Raw genomic sequence first — 15353 nt, 5'->3', positions numbered from 1 at the left:
ACCAAGGTTGGCACCTACCAAAGCAAGGGCAGGGCGCTATAGTCCGACCATGGAACCGACCGCGACGCTGGACCGTGAGGTGGCCCACCATGCAGCGCTCGATGCGCGCCTGGTCGAGGCCGTGGGAGGCATCCGCCTGCTGGGGCTGACCAGCTGGCCGGCCACGCTGCAGGCACCGTTCCTGGACAGCGTGGCACGTGGCCAGCCGGTGCTGCCGAAGGTGGATTACCCACGGCTGGACTTCAGCGAAGAACGTCGCGCGCTGGCTGTGATCGCCGCTGACTGCGATGACAGCCATCCGCTGGGCCACTACGTGCGGCAGTCGGCACAGAGCTGGGACCTGGCCGCGCAGCTGCTTGAGGGGCTGGGCACTGCCGCCGTCGATACCTGTTCGGTGCAGCTGTTCGGCGCGCCCGAGCAGCCGTTGCCAGGCAATGGCCCGAGCACGCGCGAAGCGGCGCGTCACTTCATCCAGATTGCTGCCGAACTCGATCACGAACTGCTGGCGCCGGAAGAGCAGGTGCCGGTCTCGGCCATTGCCCTGCAGCTGCAGCTGCAGAATGACCTGGATGCGTTCTTCGAATCGCGCATCATCCAGGTGCAGCTCGATCCAGAGCTGGTGTCCAAGGCCGCTGCCGGACCGACCCGCATCCGCCTGCGCACCAGTGCGCGCTTCAGTGCCTACGACCGCGCGCAGCTGTTCCACCACGAAGTGCTGGTGCATTCGCTGACCGCCTTGAATGGCCGCGAACAACCGGTGCTGCCCAGCCTGGCGTTGTCCTCGCCGCGGGTGACGGCCACCCAGGAAGGGCTGGCTACCTTCGCCGAACAGATCACCGGCAGCATCGACATCGAACGCCTGAAGCGAATCAGTCTGCGCACTGAAGCGATTGCGATGGCCCGCGAAGGCGCCGACTTCATCGAGGTGTTCCGCTACTTCTGCGATGCCGGGCAGAACGCCGAAGAGAGCTTTGCGTCGGCACAGCGCGTGTTCCGTGGGGTGCCGCCGAGTGGCGGCCTGGCCTTCACCAAGGACACGGTGTACCTGCGCGGCCTGGTGTCGGTGCATACCTTCTTCCGCCACATGCTGGCTGAGGACCGCCTGCAGGTCTGCCGCTGGTTGTTCGCCGGCAAGATGAGCCTGGCCGATGCGATCGCGTTCGCACCGTTGTTCGAGGCGGGGGTGCTGAAGCCACCGCGCTGGCTGCCGCATTGGGTGAGCCGGGCGAATGGGCTGGCCGGCATGCTGGCGTTTTCGCTGTTTGCCAACCGGATACGGATGGACCAGCTGGCGCCGGAATGAAATGCGTTGGCGGGATGATGCGCTGGCGCCTCGATTGATATCGCTGGGCGGCGGTGGCGCACCCTGGCCAGGACACGCCGTAAACCCCGCTTCGCGGTCCGGCCCAGCCGCTGGCGGCTGGGCGTTCGGGCGCTTGCGAAGCAGTGCTTCGCAAGCAAAGCGCCCTCACCCATGGGGGCTCGATCGGCGCATCCATGCGCCTCACGGTCCTGGCCAGGGTGCGCCACCGCCGCCAGACAGTTTCCCGCGCGGGCGGCAGCACATCACCGCGCCGAAGGGATTGCGCTTGAAAATCTGGAAAAGCAAAGAGCCGGGCAATGCCCGGCTCTTTGCTCTTGCTCTTCTTTGTCCTCCGCACCGTGGCGCGGGAAACCGTCGAGCAGGGTCGGATGGGCCGGCGCAGGACCGTTGGCGCCATGGATGGCGCCATCGAGCCCCCATGGATGGGTTTACGGCGTGTCCTGCGCCGGCCCATCCGGCCCTGCCCCGCAGCGGTAATCAAGACGCCGCGGGGCAACGCTTTCGATTTAGAACTCCGCCGCCACCGTCATGAACAGCTGCCGCGGTGCGCTCGCATGGATCGCATAGCGCGTGCCCTTCGGATCGGTCGGTGCGAACGAGCTCAGCTGGCCGGCGTAGCGCTTGTTGGTCAGGTTGGTCGCATTCAACGACACCCGAACGTTGCGCAGGCCCAGGCCCGGGCCGAAGTCGTAGCCTGCACCGGCGTCGAAGGTGGTCACGCCCGGCACCGACTGGTCGTTGGTGTAGGTGTAGTAGCGCTTGCCGGTGTACTTGGCACGCAGGCTGGCGAAGAAGCCATCGCGGTTCCAGCTGATCTCGCTGGAGGCCATGCGCTGCGGCGTATCCACCGTGATCTTGCCGGCCACCGGCACGATCGCGCCGCCCGAGGTGTAGTCATCCTCGTAGGTGGTCTTGTTCCAGGACAGCGCGTTGTACCACTGCAGGCCGTCGATCGGCTTGAGGATGAAGGTCAGTTCCGCGCCGTGGCTCTTCACCGAACCGACATTGATGAAGCGCGTTACGCACTCCGGACGCGTGCCGACTTCGATGCTGGAACACGGGTTCAGCGACAGCAGGCGGTTGTCGAACTTCACGTTGTAGGCCGCGATCGAGGCCTGGTACTTCTCGCCGAAGGTACGGAAGCCGGCTTCCAGGCTCTTGGACTTCTCCGGCTCCAGGCCGGCGCTGGCTGCGAACGATTCCGGCGACACCTGCAACGGGCCACCGCTGCCGCCACCGACGAAGGCGGCGATGTTCTCGGCGTACGAGGCGAACAGTTCATTGTTGGCGTTGAGCTTGAAGCCCAGGCCCACCTGCGGCAGCACCGACTTCTTGGCGGTCAGCGTGCCCGAAGCGATGCTGGTTTCCACGCCCGGCTGGGCGGTGGCGCGCATGCGGGTGTTCGGGCTCTTGATGCCCACGTCCACGGTCAGGCGCTGGTCGAGGAAGCGCATGCGGTCCTGCACGTAGAACTGGCGCGTGCGGATGTCGAAATCCTGGTTGAACAGCAGGCGGTCCGGGTTCTTCAGGTACAGGTCGTCCAGGAACGGGCCGCTGATGTAGTAGAAGTTGCGCGACACGTTATGGTCGTTCTGCTCGTACCACAGGCCGGCCTCCAGTTCGTGGATGCCCACCGTCCACGACAGCGCGGCGGTCACACCATCGCGGTTGATCGTGTAGTTGGTGCTGCGGATCGAAATCGGCAGCATCCTGTCGGTGCCCGGGTAGGACGGCTGGCCCGGTGCCCACCAGTGGCCTTGGCCACGGTTGTCGTGGTGGTAGGCCAGCAACTTCAGGCGACCCTGCTCGCCCAGGCGCAGGTCGGCATCGACCGAATAGAGGTTGTCGTCGCGAAGTGCACGGCTCTGGTAGTACGCATCGTCGATGCTGTTGACGCCGCCGCTGAACCTGCAGCGCGCCTTGTTGTAGGTGCCCGGCGCGCAGTACGCAGCAGCGACGGCGCGGTCCCAGTCCGGTGCGTAGATGTTCCAGTCATAGCCCAGGCCGCGGGCCAGCATGTCCTTGGACAGGTAGGCGTAGTTGGCCTGGCTGGCGCGCGAGGTCGCCACGAACGCGCCGAAACGGTGGTCGCCGATATTCCACACGGCCTTGGCGTTGAACTGGCGGGTGGTCTGGTTCTGGTACGGCGCGGCCCACATGTCCTGGTCCTGGTGCACGCCGGACACATAGGCCGAGAAGCCGTTGAGGTCGCCGGTGTCCACGCGCAGGTAGCCACGGCGCTGGTTGTTGTCGCCGACGGTGACGCTGGCGCGGCCACCGAATTCAGTGGACGGGTCCATCGAGAAATACTGGATGGTGCCGCCCAGGTTGCTGGTCGAAGCCACGCCCAGCGAACCGATGCCCTGCGACAGCTCGGCACCGGCCAGGTTCTCGGCAATGATCGCGCGGGCGATGCTCAGGCCGTTGTAGTTGCCGTAGCTGTTGTCACCCAGCGGAATGCCGTCCAGCGTATAGCCGAGGCGGCTCTTGTCGAAGCCACGCAGGCTGATGGTCTGCGATTCCTCATTGGCACCGAAGGCATCGTTGGACTGCACCGACACGCCCGGCAGGCGGTCGAGGATCTTCTGGCCACTGGTACCCGGCGGCAGCACCTGCTTGTCGACGGTGGTGATGCGCTGCACCTGGCGGGTCTCGCCCTGGCCGATCACGGAGACGGTGTCCAGCGTCTGCGCGCTCAGCGCGGCATCGGTGCTGGCGCCGGTATCGGCGGCGGTGGCGGCATGGGCGCTGGCGGCGGCGGAGAGCGCGATCGCCACGGCGATCGTCAGGTGTCGGGTCTGCATGGTGGTCCGTTGCATGGGGGGTGGTCACCGGCACGCGTGCGCGGTGCATGGCCACTATGCGAACGGAACATGAAACCTTCTTTACGAAAAACCAACGAACGACGCAGGCCCCCGTGCGTGTCCTGCTACCAGATGGAAAAAGGGGCCGGATCCCCCTCGCGAACGAAGGTTCACCGGCCCCGCGCACTCCGTGGGGGAGGGCTCAACCCATGTACAGGCCACCGTTGACCGGATAGTCGGCACCGGTCACGTACGAGGCTTCATCCGAGGCCAGCCACGCGCACAGGCCGGCCACTTCCTCGGGGCGGCCGAGGCGGCGCACCGGCACCGATGCGGCCAGCCGATCCAGGACGTCCGGCGGGAAGCTGCTGATCGCCTGGCTGGCGATGTAACCCGGCGACAGCGTGTTGACGGTAACGCCGCGCGAGGCCACTTCGGCGGCCAGTGCACGGCTGAAACCGTGCATCGCGGCCTTGGCGGTGGCGTAGTTCACCTGGCCGATCTGGCCCTTGTGGGCGCTGACCGAACCGATGTTGATGATGCGGCCCCAGCCACGCGTGGCCATCCCATCGACCACCTGCTTGGTCAGGTTGAACAGCGCATTGAGGTTGGAGGCGATCACCGCATTCCAGTCTTCCACCGTCATCTGCCGGAACAGCAGGTCGCGGCTGCCGCCGGAGTTGTTGACCAGCACGTCCACTTCACCGACTTCTGCGCGGACCTTGGCGAACGCGGCGCTGGTCGAGGCCCAGTCGGTGGCGTTGCCTTCGGAGGCGATGAAGTCGAAGCCCTGTTCGCGCTGCTCGCGCAGCCAGTTGGCCTTGCGCGGCGAGTTCGGCGCGCAGCCGGCAACCACGGTGTGGCCGCTGCGGGCCAGGCTCTGGCAGATGGCAGTGCCGACACTGCCCATTCCACTGGTGACGTAAGCGATTCGAAGCGTCATTGCAGAAGGCTCCTTGGCAAAGGGTCAGGCGGCGAGGGGGTAAAGGCCGAACAGCAGGCTGCCGATCATCAGCAGCATCGAGATGGCGATGGCCCACTTCAGGGTGAACTTCTGGTGGTCGGCGAATTCGACCTTGGCCAGGCCCACCAGCAGGTAGGTGGAGGGCACCAGCGGGCTGAGCAGGTGCACCGGCTGGCCGGCCAGCGAGGCGCGCGCCATTTCCACCGGGGTGATGCCGTAGTTGCCGGCGGCCTCGGACAGGATCGGCAGCACGCCGAAGTAGAACGCGTCGTTGGACATGAAGAAGGTGAACGGCATCGACGCCACGGCGGTGATCACCGCCAGGTACGGGCCCCACGACTCCGGAATCACCGCCAGGAAGCTGTGTGACATCGCCTCGACCATGCCGGTGTTGTTGAGGATGCCGGTGAAGATGCCCGCAGCGAAGATCAGCGACACCACCGACAGCACGTTGCCGGCATGGTTGACCACGCGGCGGCGCTGCTCGGCCAGGTTCGGGTAGTTGATCACCAGGGCGATGGCGAAGCCGACCATGAACAGCACCGGCATCGGCAGCACGCCGATGATCAGCGCGGTCATCAGCGCCACGGTCAGGGCCAGGTTGACCCACAGCAGCTTCGGACGCTTGATGTCCTCGGCGTCTTCCACGGTCGGCAGCGGATTGCTGTCATCGGACACGCTGTTGTCCATCCAGCTGCCGCCCTTGGGCAGGGTCACCACGCCGAGGCGACGGCGTTCCTTCAGGCCCAGGTACCAGGCCAGCAGCAGCACGCCGGCACAGGCGATCACCATCGACGGGATCAGCGGCACGAACACATCGGCCGGGTCCACGTGCAGCGCGGTGGCCGCGCGTGCGGTCGGGCCGCCCCACGGGGTCAGGTTCATCACGCCGCCGGCCAAGATGGTCACGCAGGTCATGTTCAGCGCGTTCATGCCGAGGCGCTGGTACAGCGGCAGCATCGCCGAGACGGTGATCATGTAGGTGGTCGAACCGTCGCCATCGAGCGAGATCAGCATCGCCAGCACCGCAGTGCCCAGCACGATCTTCATCGGGTCGCCCTTGACGAAGCGCAGGATCACCCTTACCAGCGGATCGAACAGGCCGGCGTCGATCATCACCCCGAAGTAGAGGATGGCGAACATCAGCATCACGCCGGTCGGCGCGATCTTCTTGATGCCCTCCAGCATCATCTCGTCGATGCCGGCACCGAAGCCGCCGATCAGCGCGAACAGGATGGGAATGGTGATCAGGGCCACCAGCGGCGACAACCGCTTGCTCATGATCAAGTACATGAATGTAATGACCATGCCAAAGCCGAGGATGCTCAGCATCATCTGCGGACTCCTTGCGAAAACAGGATGTGGGGGAGTGGAAGGGGGCCGGGTGGTTTGCCCGGCACAGCTGGCTTAGAAGTCGTACTGCAGGCGGCCGGTGACCGCGCGCGTGCGGTCCACCGTGACCCCGGCCAGGCGGTCGCGGTTGCGGCTTTCGATCACGTTGAGCATGAAGCGCAGGTTGTCGCGCAGGTACCAGTTGCCACCCAGCGTCCAGGCTTCGGTGCTGCCACGGCGCAGGTCCGGCGCGCCATCGAGGTGCTGCGCGCCCCACATCTGGTCGTAACGCAGCGCTACTTCGAAGGCCCCAGCCTTGTGGCGGATGTCCTTGACCCGTGCGAAGCGGCCGGTCTTGCGGTCGTAGGCACGGCTTTCGCCGGTGACGAACCAGCTGAGCATGGCGTAGGCCGCCATCACGTCGCCGCGCTGGGCGCCATCATCGAAGGTGGCGCCACTGAACTCGCCCTGCCACGACAACGGGCCGCGCACCTGCGCGTATTCCAGCGACCACTTGTTGACGTCGGTATCGCGGCCGGCGGAGAAGTCGACCAGGGTCAGGCGGCTGTTGTCGGACAGGTGGCCGGCCGGGCGCGGGCGGATACGCAGGCCGGGCACGCCGTTGGCCCCCGGGTTGTCGTAGGCCTCGCGGGCCAGCGACAGGCCCAGGTGCAGCACGTCACCGTCGCTGGGCGAGGGCGCCCAGGTGACGCGACCACCCGCCGCGCGGCCCTTCACCTGCCAGGCGTCGATGCTCTCCAGGCTGTAGAGGCTGGCCGCCCAGGTGAAATCCCCCGGATTGGCCTGCCAGGACGCACCCAGGCGGTACAGCGGCGCCAGCGTGGTGCCGGCGTTGCCGCGCTCCAGGAAGCTGCCGTAGTTGGAGCTGGTACGGTCATCCAGCGAGAAGTACTGCTTGAACTGGCCGACGGTCAGCTTGCCGGCCTCGCCGAAGCTGCGTGCCAGGTAGACATCCTTGGCCTCGACGCGGTCGCCGGAGAAGTCGGCTTCCAGCTTGTAGTCGACCACGAAGAATTTGCCGGACACGTCCAGCCAGGCGCGACGGATCTCGGTGTCGTCCTTGTTCGGGGTGCCGCGGTTGTCGTTGTCGAAGGTGGCGAAGTCCAGGTGCAGGCGGCCACCGAGGGTGGCGGTGACCGGGCGGTTGTCTTCGGCAGCGAAGGCCGGCGCCGACAGGGCAGCCAGCGCCATCATGGCGGCAGGACGCCGCCAGGCAAACGTGAATTCCACAAACCCTCCCAGGTGCGCGCCAGGCGCGCGGCAATCGTGGGCACCGGACGGTGCGCGGCCGCAGTCTGGGTCGGGCAAGCTGTCATCGTCCTGTCAGCGGTTTGTGCGGTGCAGCGAAAAGCGTGTCGCCGATCTCGCCGTGCCGTGCCCAGCAAGCGCGGCGGCGGCATGCGGTAGCATTCGGTTCCCCTCCCACCCGTGTGCCCATGCGCCTGCTGCTGGTCGAAGACAACCCGGATCTGGCCGATGCGATCATCCGCCGGATGCGCCGCAGCGGGCACGCCGTGGACTGGCAGGCCGATGGCCTGGCCGCCGCCAGCGTGCTGCGTTACCAGAGCTTCGACCTGGTGGTGCTGGACATCGGCCTGCCCAAGCTCGATGGCCTGCGCGTGCTGGCCGGCATGCGCGAGCGCGGTGACAGCACGCCGGTGCTGATGCTGACCGCGCGCGATGGCATCGAGGATCGCGTGCAGGCGCTGGATGTCGGTGCCGACGATTATCTGGGCAAGCCGTTCGATTTCCGCGAGTTCGAAGCGCGCTGCCGCGTGCTGCTGCGGCGTGCGCGTGGCCAGGCCAGCGAAGTGGTGCAGATCGGCGGCTTCCAGTTCGACAACGCTGCGCACCGGGTCAGCCTCGACGGCGAACCGATCGAACTGCCCAACCGCGAGTACCGCCTGCTGGAGATTCTGGTCGGGCGCCTCGGCCAAGTGGTCGGCAAGGATGAGATCGGCAACGGCCTGTTCGGTTTCGATGACGAAGCGGGCCCGAATGCCATCGAGTTGTATGTTGGCCGCCTGAGAAAGAAGCTGGCGGGCGCACCGCTGCGCATCACCACGGTGCGCGGTGTCGGCTATCTGCTGGAGGCCAGCGATACCCATGCCGACGCCGATGGCTGACGCGCGCGCTGCGACTGCGGCGCCGGGTTCGCTGCGGCGCACGCTGCTGCTCTATCTCGGCGTGCTGCTGGCGGTGTTCGCGGTGGCCCTGCTGTTCGCCGCACGCGATTACGGCCAGCGTGCCGCCAACCGTTCCTACGATCACCTGCTGGTGTCCTCGGCGCTGTCCATCGCCGATTCGGTGGCGCTGGTCGATGGGCAGTGGCAGGTCGATCTGCCGTATGCGGCGCTGGACCTGCTGGCGATGGCGCCGGAGGACCGCGTGTTCTATCGCGTGGCCGACAGCCGCGGCACGCTGATCACCGGCTACGATGACCTGCCGGCAGCGCCGCGCCGGCCCGGTACCCAGCCGCAGCTGTTCGATGCCACCTACAGCGGCGAGACCGTGCGCTTCGTGGTGGTCGGCCGCAGCTTCGCCGCTGCCTCGGCGCAGGGCGAGGTGCAGGTCCAGGTCGGCCAGACCCGGCGTGCGCGTGAAGCGGTCGCGCAGGACATGGTCAATCGCGCGTTGCTGGCGATCGGCGTGCTGTCCGGGCTGCTGCTGGCACTGGTGGCGTTCGGCGTGCATCGCGCATTCCGGCCGCTGGTGCGGGTGGAGCGCGAGCTGTCGCGACGGGAGCCGTCCGACCTGAAGCCGCTGGATGCCCGCGTTCCGCGCGAGATGGACCAGATGGTGGCGGCGCTGAACCGCTTCATGGAACGCCTGTCCAGCAGCAACGAGACACTGCGCGCGTTCATGGCCGAGGCTGCGCACCAGATGCGCACGCCGCTGGCGGCATTGCGCGCACAGGCACAGCTGGCGCTGGATGATGACGATCCGGAGGACATGCGACGCAGCCTGCAGGCGATCGAGCGCAACGCCACGCATATGAGCCGGCTGCTCAACCAGCTGCTCAGCGACGCCAGCGTGATCCATCGTTCGCACCTGCAGCGCTTTGCGGCGGTGGACCTGGCCGAGACCGTGCACCAGGCCCTGCATGAAGCGCTGCCGCAGGCCGGTCCGGCGCCGCGCGTGCAGTTGGCGATGACCGCCGAACCGGCATTGGTGCACGGCGATGCGCTGCTGCTGCGCGAGGCGATCAAGAACCTGGTCGACAACGCACTGAAGTACGGCGGTGACGGCGACTTGCAGATTGCCCTTACCGTGGAAGGCGAGCAGGCCGTGCTGACCATCGCCGACCACGGCGCGGGCATCGCCCCGGCCGATGCCGAGCGCGTATTCGAGCGTTTCGCCCGTGGCGAAGGCGCGCCCTCAGGTGGTGCCGGGCTGGGCCTGGCCATCGTCAAGCGCGTGGTCGACAGCCATGGCGGCCGCATTGACCTGAGCAACCGCCCGCAGGGCGGGCTGGTCGCCACCATCCGCCTGCCCCGGAGCAGTCCATGATCCGCTTGTTCGCCACGACTGTTGCGCTGCTGCTGGCCCTGCCGGTGTTGGCTGCGCCCGGCGATGTGCGCCGTTTTCCCGCACAGGGAGCGGCCACCGCTCAGCTGCGCATCCACGGCACCACCGACATCGAAGTGTTCGCGGTGGTCATCGCCGACTACCAGCGCCTGCACCCCGGCACCGAGGTGGTGTACGAGGACATCATCACCCAGGACCTGTACGCGCGGTACCTGCACGACCGCGGCGGCCCGGCATCACCGGACCTGCTGATCTCCAGCGGCATGGACCTGCAGACCAAGCTGGTCAATGACGGTCACGCGCTGCCACACCGTTCGGCGCAGACCGCCGCGCTGCCGGCCTGGGCACAGTGGCGCAACGAGGCGTTCGGCATCAGCTACGAGCCGGTGGTGATGGTCTACAACACCCGCGCGATTCCTTCGGCCAAGGTGCCGCACACGCGCCGCCAGCTGCTGGACCGGCTGCGTGCTGAAGGTGCACCCCTGCGCGGCAGGGTCGGCACCTATGACATCGAGCGCAGCAGCGTCGGCTACCTGTTGGCGACCCAGGACGCGCAGCGCGGCAGCATTGCCGGCGCGCTGCTGGGCGCGCTCGGCGACAACGACGTGGTGCGCGAGGAGCGCACCGGCGTGCTGCTGGACCAGGTGGCCAGTGGCCAGCTGTCGCTGGTCTACAACGTGCTTGGCTCCTACGCGCAGGCGCGCGTTGATGCCGGCGCGCCGCTGGGCATTGTGGAGCCCGAGGACTACACGCTGGTGGTGCTGCGTACCGCAGTGATCCCGCGTACCGGCCCACACCCGGAAGAAGCCCGGCGCTTCCTCGACTACCTGCTGTCGCCACGCGGCCAGCAGGTGCTGTCGCGCGAGGCACGGCTGATGCCGATCGTGACCGGCAACGCGCGCGGCGATGATGCGCCGGGCCGCAGCCGCCGCCCGATCCAGCTGGGTCCGGGCCTGCTGGTGTATCTGGACGCGCTCAAGCGTCGCCAGTTTCTCGATGCCTGGCGCAGCAGCGTCGAGCCGGCCGGGCGCTGAGGCGGCGACCTGCCCGTACAATGGCGGTATGAGCGAATACACCATCCTGATCGCCGATGACCACCCGCTGCTGCGTTCGGCGGTGGTGCAGTCCTTGCGGCAGAGCCTGCCGTTGGCACAGGTGCGCGAGGTTGCGAGCGCCGAGGCATTGGCCGAGACGCTCGACGCGCAGCCGGACGTGGACCTGGTGCTGCTCGACCTGACCATGCCTGGCGCGCACGGCTTTTCCGCGCTGCTGCACGTGCGTGGCTCGCATCCCGACATTCCGGTGGTGATCCTCTCCTCCAACGACCATCCGCGGGTGATCCGCCGTGCCCAGCAGTTCGGCGCGGCCGGCTTCATCCCGAAGTCGGCCCCGGCCGAGACCATCGGCGAGGCCGTGCAGGCGGTGCTCGACGGCGGCCTGTGGTTCCCGGCAATGGCCGCCGAGCGCTCGGAGGCCGATGCGCTGCTGGCCAGCCGCCTGGCCCAGCTGACCCCGCAGCAGTTCCGCGTGCTGCTGTGCCTGGCCGATGGCCTGCTCAACAAGCAGATCGCCTACGAGCTGGGCCTGGCCGAGAACACGGTGAAGGTGCACGTCACTGCCATCCTGAAGAAGCTCGAATGCCATAGCCGCACGCAGGCGGCGGTGCTGGTGAAGGCGCTGGAACCGGAAGGCGACGCGCGGGCAGGGATGGACGGCTGACCTGGGCAGGGCACTTGGCTCTCGGTGAGAGCATTCTGAGCTGCTCGAATCAACTGCGCCAACGCGAAAATGGAGTCTGGCCCGTCAGTTGCCGCTGATCGAACTCATCTGCGGGTCGATCGAAAAGATGAACCTGTTCTCGTATCCCATCCAGGAATGCTCAGACGCTTCGGCATAGCTGTAAGTGGGAGAGGATGCATCTGACGCAAACCTGTGACCCCACGCCTCATGATCCGCGCTGCTTCGGGTCCGGGCGATACCGATGCAGATGCTCAGGCCACACGAAAAGCGTTCAAGTACACCTTCTTGACCGATTGCACGTTCAAGTGATGATCGATAGTGCCGGGTCAGGTCCTGCGCCTCGGGGCTGGAAGCTGCATCCTGCGTCATGCGGTTGATCGCATCCGACATGTTTCTGCTTGACTGCAGGAGGCCCTCGGCGGCCAGGATCGAGATGCCGTCCTTGAACACGAGTGCGGATTCTGACCGAAGAAGCGCGAGCGAAGATGCTGCGCGATGCGTGGCCGCTGTCGGAATGCCGGGGTTCGGCGAGGCGTCCGCATTCGATATGGCTGGAGGAGCCTTTGCTTCTGTCGCGGCCCTCCTGAGGCTGACGTCCGTATCTGGTGTGCTGTCAGCCATGCATCCCGCGCAGCACAGGCAGAAGAGCATTGCTGTGATTCGATGGAGGTATCGGAGGGGGGCGATGGATAGGTGATGGCAGGGCATGCTGGATCCTTGGCCGTAGGCTGTGGCTGTCTTCAGTACGATCTGCCGATCAGCCGAACGTTGAAATCTACTGATCCTCAGCAGCGCCGGTCAGTCAGGAGACTGCTCTCTCCCCACTCGGATTTTCTCCATGCCCTACGCAATGACGCGGCGCATCCATTTCCTCCTTGCCCATGGCTGTCGCGCGAAGAGGTTTGGGAATTCGGTACGGAATCAACGAGGAGCAAAGCCAGCGTGCGCCGGCAACGCGACGCCCGCGTGGCCGAGCCGTCCTAGCCCCGATGCCGCAACAACATCTGCGTCATCAATGCCCGCAACGCGGGCGGTCGCACCGGCTTGAGCAGGAAGCCCCAGCCGTTCTCGGCGGCATGCGCCTTCAGTGCCTCATCACGCTCGGCGGTCACCAGGATCACCGGCGGCCGCGCCTTCCACAGCGTGCACAGCGCTTCATACAGGTTCGGTCCGTGCCATTGCCCCATGCGCACGTCCAGCAGCAGCAACTGCGGCACGTTCAATGCACTGGCGATTTCCAGTGCACCCTGCGGACCGTCGGCAAGTTCCACCTGGCAACCCCAGCGCTCCAGCAGCGCACGGGTCGCCGCACAGACGTGGGGATCATCGTCGATGCTCCACACCCGGCACTTTCGCAGTGGGCTGTCGTCGGAGGGTTCGCTCGCGATGACCGGCGCTGCGGCAGGTGCGATCACATCGTCGGCGCGCCCGAGTGCTACGCTCACGGCGAAGACGCTGCCCTTGCCCAGTGTAGAGCGCAGGCTGATGCGGTGGCCGAGCAGGCGGCCGATGCGTTCGACGATGGCCAGGCCCAGGCCGGCGCCACGTTCCTGTTCCACGCCGTCGTTCAGCCGGCGGAACTCCTCGAAAATCTCACCCTGCAGGCTTTCCGGAATGCCCGGGCCCTGGTCATGCACTTCGATGCGCAGTTGATCGCCTGCACGCCGGCAGCCGATCAGCAGGCGCCCACGTGGGGTGTAGCGCAACGCGTTGGACAGAAAATTCTGCAGGATCCGCCGCAGCAGGGCTTCGTCGCTGACCACCACTGCGCGGGTGTCCACCCAGTCAAGCTGCAGGCCACGGGTCTGGGCGGCGATGCCGAACTCGCGCGCCAGGGTCTCCAGCAGCGGAGAAAGTGCAAACGTGCGCACGCGGACCTGCAGCGATCCTGATTCCAGGCGCGAGATATCCAGCAGGCTGTTGAGGATCGCGTCCTGCGCCGCCAGCGCGGCATCGATATGATCGGCAGTCTGCTGCTGCACCGGGTCGCCCAGCTTGCCGCGCAGCACCGAGACGAACATGCGCGCAGCGTTGAGCGGCTGCAGCAGGTCGTGCACCGCCGAGGCGACGAAGCGGGTCTTGTAGCGGTTGGCCTGCTCGGCCTCGCGCCGCGCCTCGTCCAGGTCACGGGTGCGTTCGGCGATGCGGTGTTCCAGCGCATCGGCCAGCGAGCGCAGTTCGCGCGCGGCATTCTTGTAGCTGGTGATGTCGGCGTAGCTGGTGACGAAGCCGCCATCAGGCAGGGGATTGCCGCGGATCTCCAGCACCGTGCCGTCGTCCTTTTCGCTCTCGCGCATGTGCGGGCGGCCACTGCGCAGGTGGTTCAGGCGGCGCTCGATGGCCTCGTCCACCGGGCCGGGACCGAGCAGGCCACGACGGGCATTGAAACGGAACAGTTCCTCGATCGGCCGGCCCACGCGCACCAGGTCTGCCGGGAACCGGAACAGTTCCAGATAGCGCGAATTCCACGCGACCAGGCGCAGGTCGCGGTCGATCACCACCACACCCTGCGGCAGGTGTTCGAGGCTGCGGCTGAGACCACTGTCGGCGTCGGTGGCGGCCTGCAGCAGGCCATCCTGTGCGGTGCGCAGCTCCTGTGCGTGCTGCTTGAGCAGGGTTTCCAGTTCGCGGCGGCTGCGCAGGCGATGCTTGGCCAAGCGCCTGCGCTGCTGCACGAACAGCACCAGGAAGCCCAAGGCCAGCCACGCGGCACCGCCGGTCAGGGCGGCCGCGCGACCGGCAGCAGTAGCGGCGCCGGCGTCGTGCAGCAGGTGCAGGTTCCAGCCCTCGGCGGGCAGCGCCAGGCTTTGCCACAGCATCGGCTGCGGCAGCGCAGGATCCAGCAGCCGCACCATGCGGCCGCCATCGGACAGCACGTCTTGGGTACGTGCACGCAAGGGCTGCAGGGCACGGTCGGCGTACTGACGTGCATCGAGCATTTCGCGGCGCTCACCGGCACGCAGCGGACGCAGCAGCCGGTAGCGCCAGCTGTCCCGGTTGGACAGGAACACGACGTCATGGTCGTCGCTGGCCAGCACCACGTCCGGGCTGCTCAACCATTCCTGTTCCAGCGCGGACAGCTCGACCTTGATCACCACCACGCCGAGCCGCTTGCCGTCATCCTCGATGGCCTGCGAAAGGTAATAGCCGGGCACGCCGGTAGTCATGCCGATGCCGTAGAAGCGGCCACGGCCCTGCGCCAGCGCCTGGCGGTAGTAGGGGCGGTAGCTGTAGTTCTCGCCGACGTTGCTGGTCGGTTGGTCCCAGTTGCTGGCCGCCACCGCCACACCATCGTGGCCGACCAGGGTCAGGGTCGAGGCCCGGGTGACTTCATTGGCACGTTGCAGCTTCAGGTTCAGTCGCTGCCGTTCGCCGGGCGAGGGCGGCACACGCAGTGCGTGCAGCAGATCCGGATCCAGCGCCATGACCTGCGGCAAGGTGCCGAAGCGGTCGATGCGCTGTTGCAGGCCCTGGCCATACAGCTGCAGCTGGCGTTGCACCTGGCTGCTTTCGTCGCCGAGCGCGCGCCGCCAGGCGTAATGGCCAGCGGCGACCGCGCACAGCACGGTGCCACCGACCATCACCAGGATCGTCAGCAACAGCATCCGGTGGCGGCTGAGCCAGTACATGGCGGCAGTCT

At 66.9% G+C, this 15353-nt stretch carries 11 protein-coding genes; 5 read left to right on the top strand and 6 right to left on the bottom strand.

Annotated elements, in window-relative coordinates; translation table 11 throughout:
- The first annotated feature begins 49 nt into the window (after positions 1 to 49).
- A complete protein-coding gene (locus ACSYHF_RS16860) occupies positions 50 to 1303 on the top strand; it encodes a flavohemoglobin expression-modulating QEGLA motif protein (protein WP_447575831.1) in 1254 nt (417 codons plus the stop codon).
- A 527-nt stretch (positions 1304 to 1830) separates the two neighbouring features.
- Here ACSYHF_RS16860 and ACSYHF_RS16855 read toward each other — a convergent pair.
- From ACSYHF_RS16855 to ACSYHF_RS16840, 4 genes are all read right to left on the bottom strand, one after another.
- The gene (locus ACSYHF_RS16855) at positions 1831 to 4128 is read right to left on the bottom strand and encodes a TonB-dependent receptor (protein WP_262090946.1); all 2298 of its coding nucleotides are present in this window, start codon (positions 4126 to 4128) and stop codon (positions 1831 to 1833) included.
- 202 nt (positions 4129 to 4330) lie between these two features.
- Positions 4331 to 5071 carry an acetoacetyl-CoA reductase gene (gene phbB, locus ACSYHF_RS16850; RefSeq protein ID WP_005419193.1) on the bottom strand — a complete coding sequence of 247 codons (741 nt, stop codon included), beginning with the start codon at positions 5069 to 5071 and terminating at the stop codon, positions 4331 to 4333.
- Between the two features lie 24 nt (positions 5072 to 5095).
- Positions 5096 to 6424 (bottom strand): CitMHS family transporter, encoded by a 1329-nt coding sequence (locus ACSYHF_RS16845; protein WP_005419191.1) that lies wholly within the window; start codon positions 6422 to 6424, stop codon positions 5096 to 5098.
- 75 nt (positions 6425 to 6499) lie between these two features.
- Complete coding sequence (locus ACSYHF_RS16840) at positions 6500 to 7639, bottom strand: OprO/OprP family phosphate-selective porin (RefSeq protein WP_447576444.1); 1140 nt, start codon at positions 7637 to 7639, stop codon at positions 6500 to 6502.
- Positions 7640 to 7881: 242 nt separating this feature from the next.
- Here ACSYHF_RS16840 and ACSYHF_RS16835 point away from each other — a divergent pair, with 242 nt between their 5' ends.
- Genes ACSYHF_RS16835 through ACSYHF_RS16820 form a run of 4 tightly spaced genes read left to right on the top strand, consistent with a single transcriptional unit; the run spans position 7882 to position 11692 of the window.
- Positions 7882 to 8571 carry a response regulator transcription factor gene (locus tag ACSYHF_RS16835; protein WP_005419188.1) on the top strand — a complete coding sequence of 230 codons (690 nt, stop codon included), beginning with the start codon at positions 7882 to 7884 and terminating at the stop codon, positions 8569 to 8571.
- A complete protein-coding gene (locus ACSYHF_RS16830) occupies positions 8564 to 9955 on the top strand; it encodes a sensor histidine kinase (protein ID WP_032954514.1) in 1392 nt (463 codons plus the stop codon). The genes ACSYHF_RS16835 and ACSYHF_RS16830 overlap by 8 nt, the downstream gene beginning before the upstream one ends.
- Complete coding sequence (locus tag ACSYHF_RS16825; protein WP_095377943.1) at positions 9952 to 11007, top strand: ABC transporter substrate-binding protein; 1056 nt, start codon at positions 9952 to 9954, stop codon at positions 11005 to 11007. Before ACSYHF_RS16830 ends, ACSYHF_RS16825 begins: the two co-directional genes overlap by 4 nt.
- A 28-nt stretch (positions 11008 to 11035) precedes the next feature.
- Complete coding sequence (locus ACSYHF_RS16820; RefSeq protein ID WP_005419171.1) at positions 11036 to 11692, top strand: response regulator; 657 nt, start codon at positions 11036 to 11038, stop codon at positions 11690 to 11692.
- Positions 11693 to 11776: 84 nt separating this feature from the next.
- Here the strand turns inward: ACSYHF_RS16820 and ACSYHF_RS16815 are convergent, their stop codons facing one another.
- Positions 11777 to 12334, bottom strand: a complete 558-nt coding sequence (locus ACSYHF_RS16815) for a hypothetical protein (protein WP_141239374.1) — start codon at positions 12332 to 12334, stop codon at positions 11777 to 11779.
- Between the two features lie 359 nt (positions 12335 to 12693).
- The gene (locus tag ACSYHF_RS16810) at positions 12694 to 15342 is read right to left on the bottom strand and encodes a hybrid sensor histidine kinase/response regulator (RefSeq protein WP_447575830.1); all 2649 of its coding nucleotides are present in this window, start codon (positions 15340 to 15342) and stop codon (positions 12694 to 12696) included.
- Between the last annotated feature and the right edge of the window lie 11 nt (positions 15343 to 15353).

This window comes from Stenotrophomonas maltophilia group sp. P373 (genome assembly GCF_053295075.1).
The sequence above is the reverse complement of the archived record's forward strand: the minus strand, read 5'-3'. Positions and strand labels throughout refer to the sequence as shown.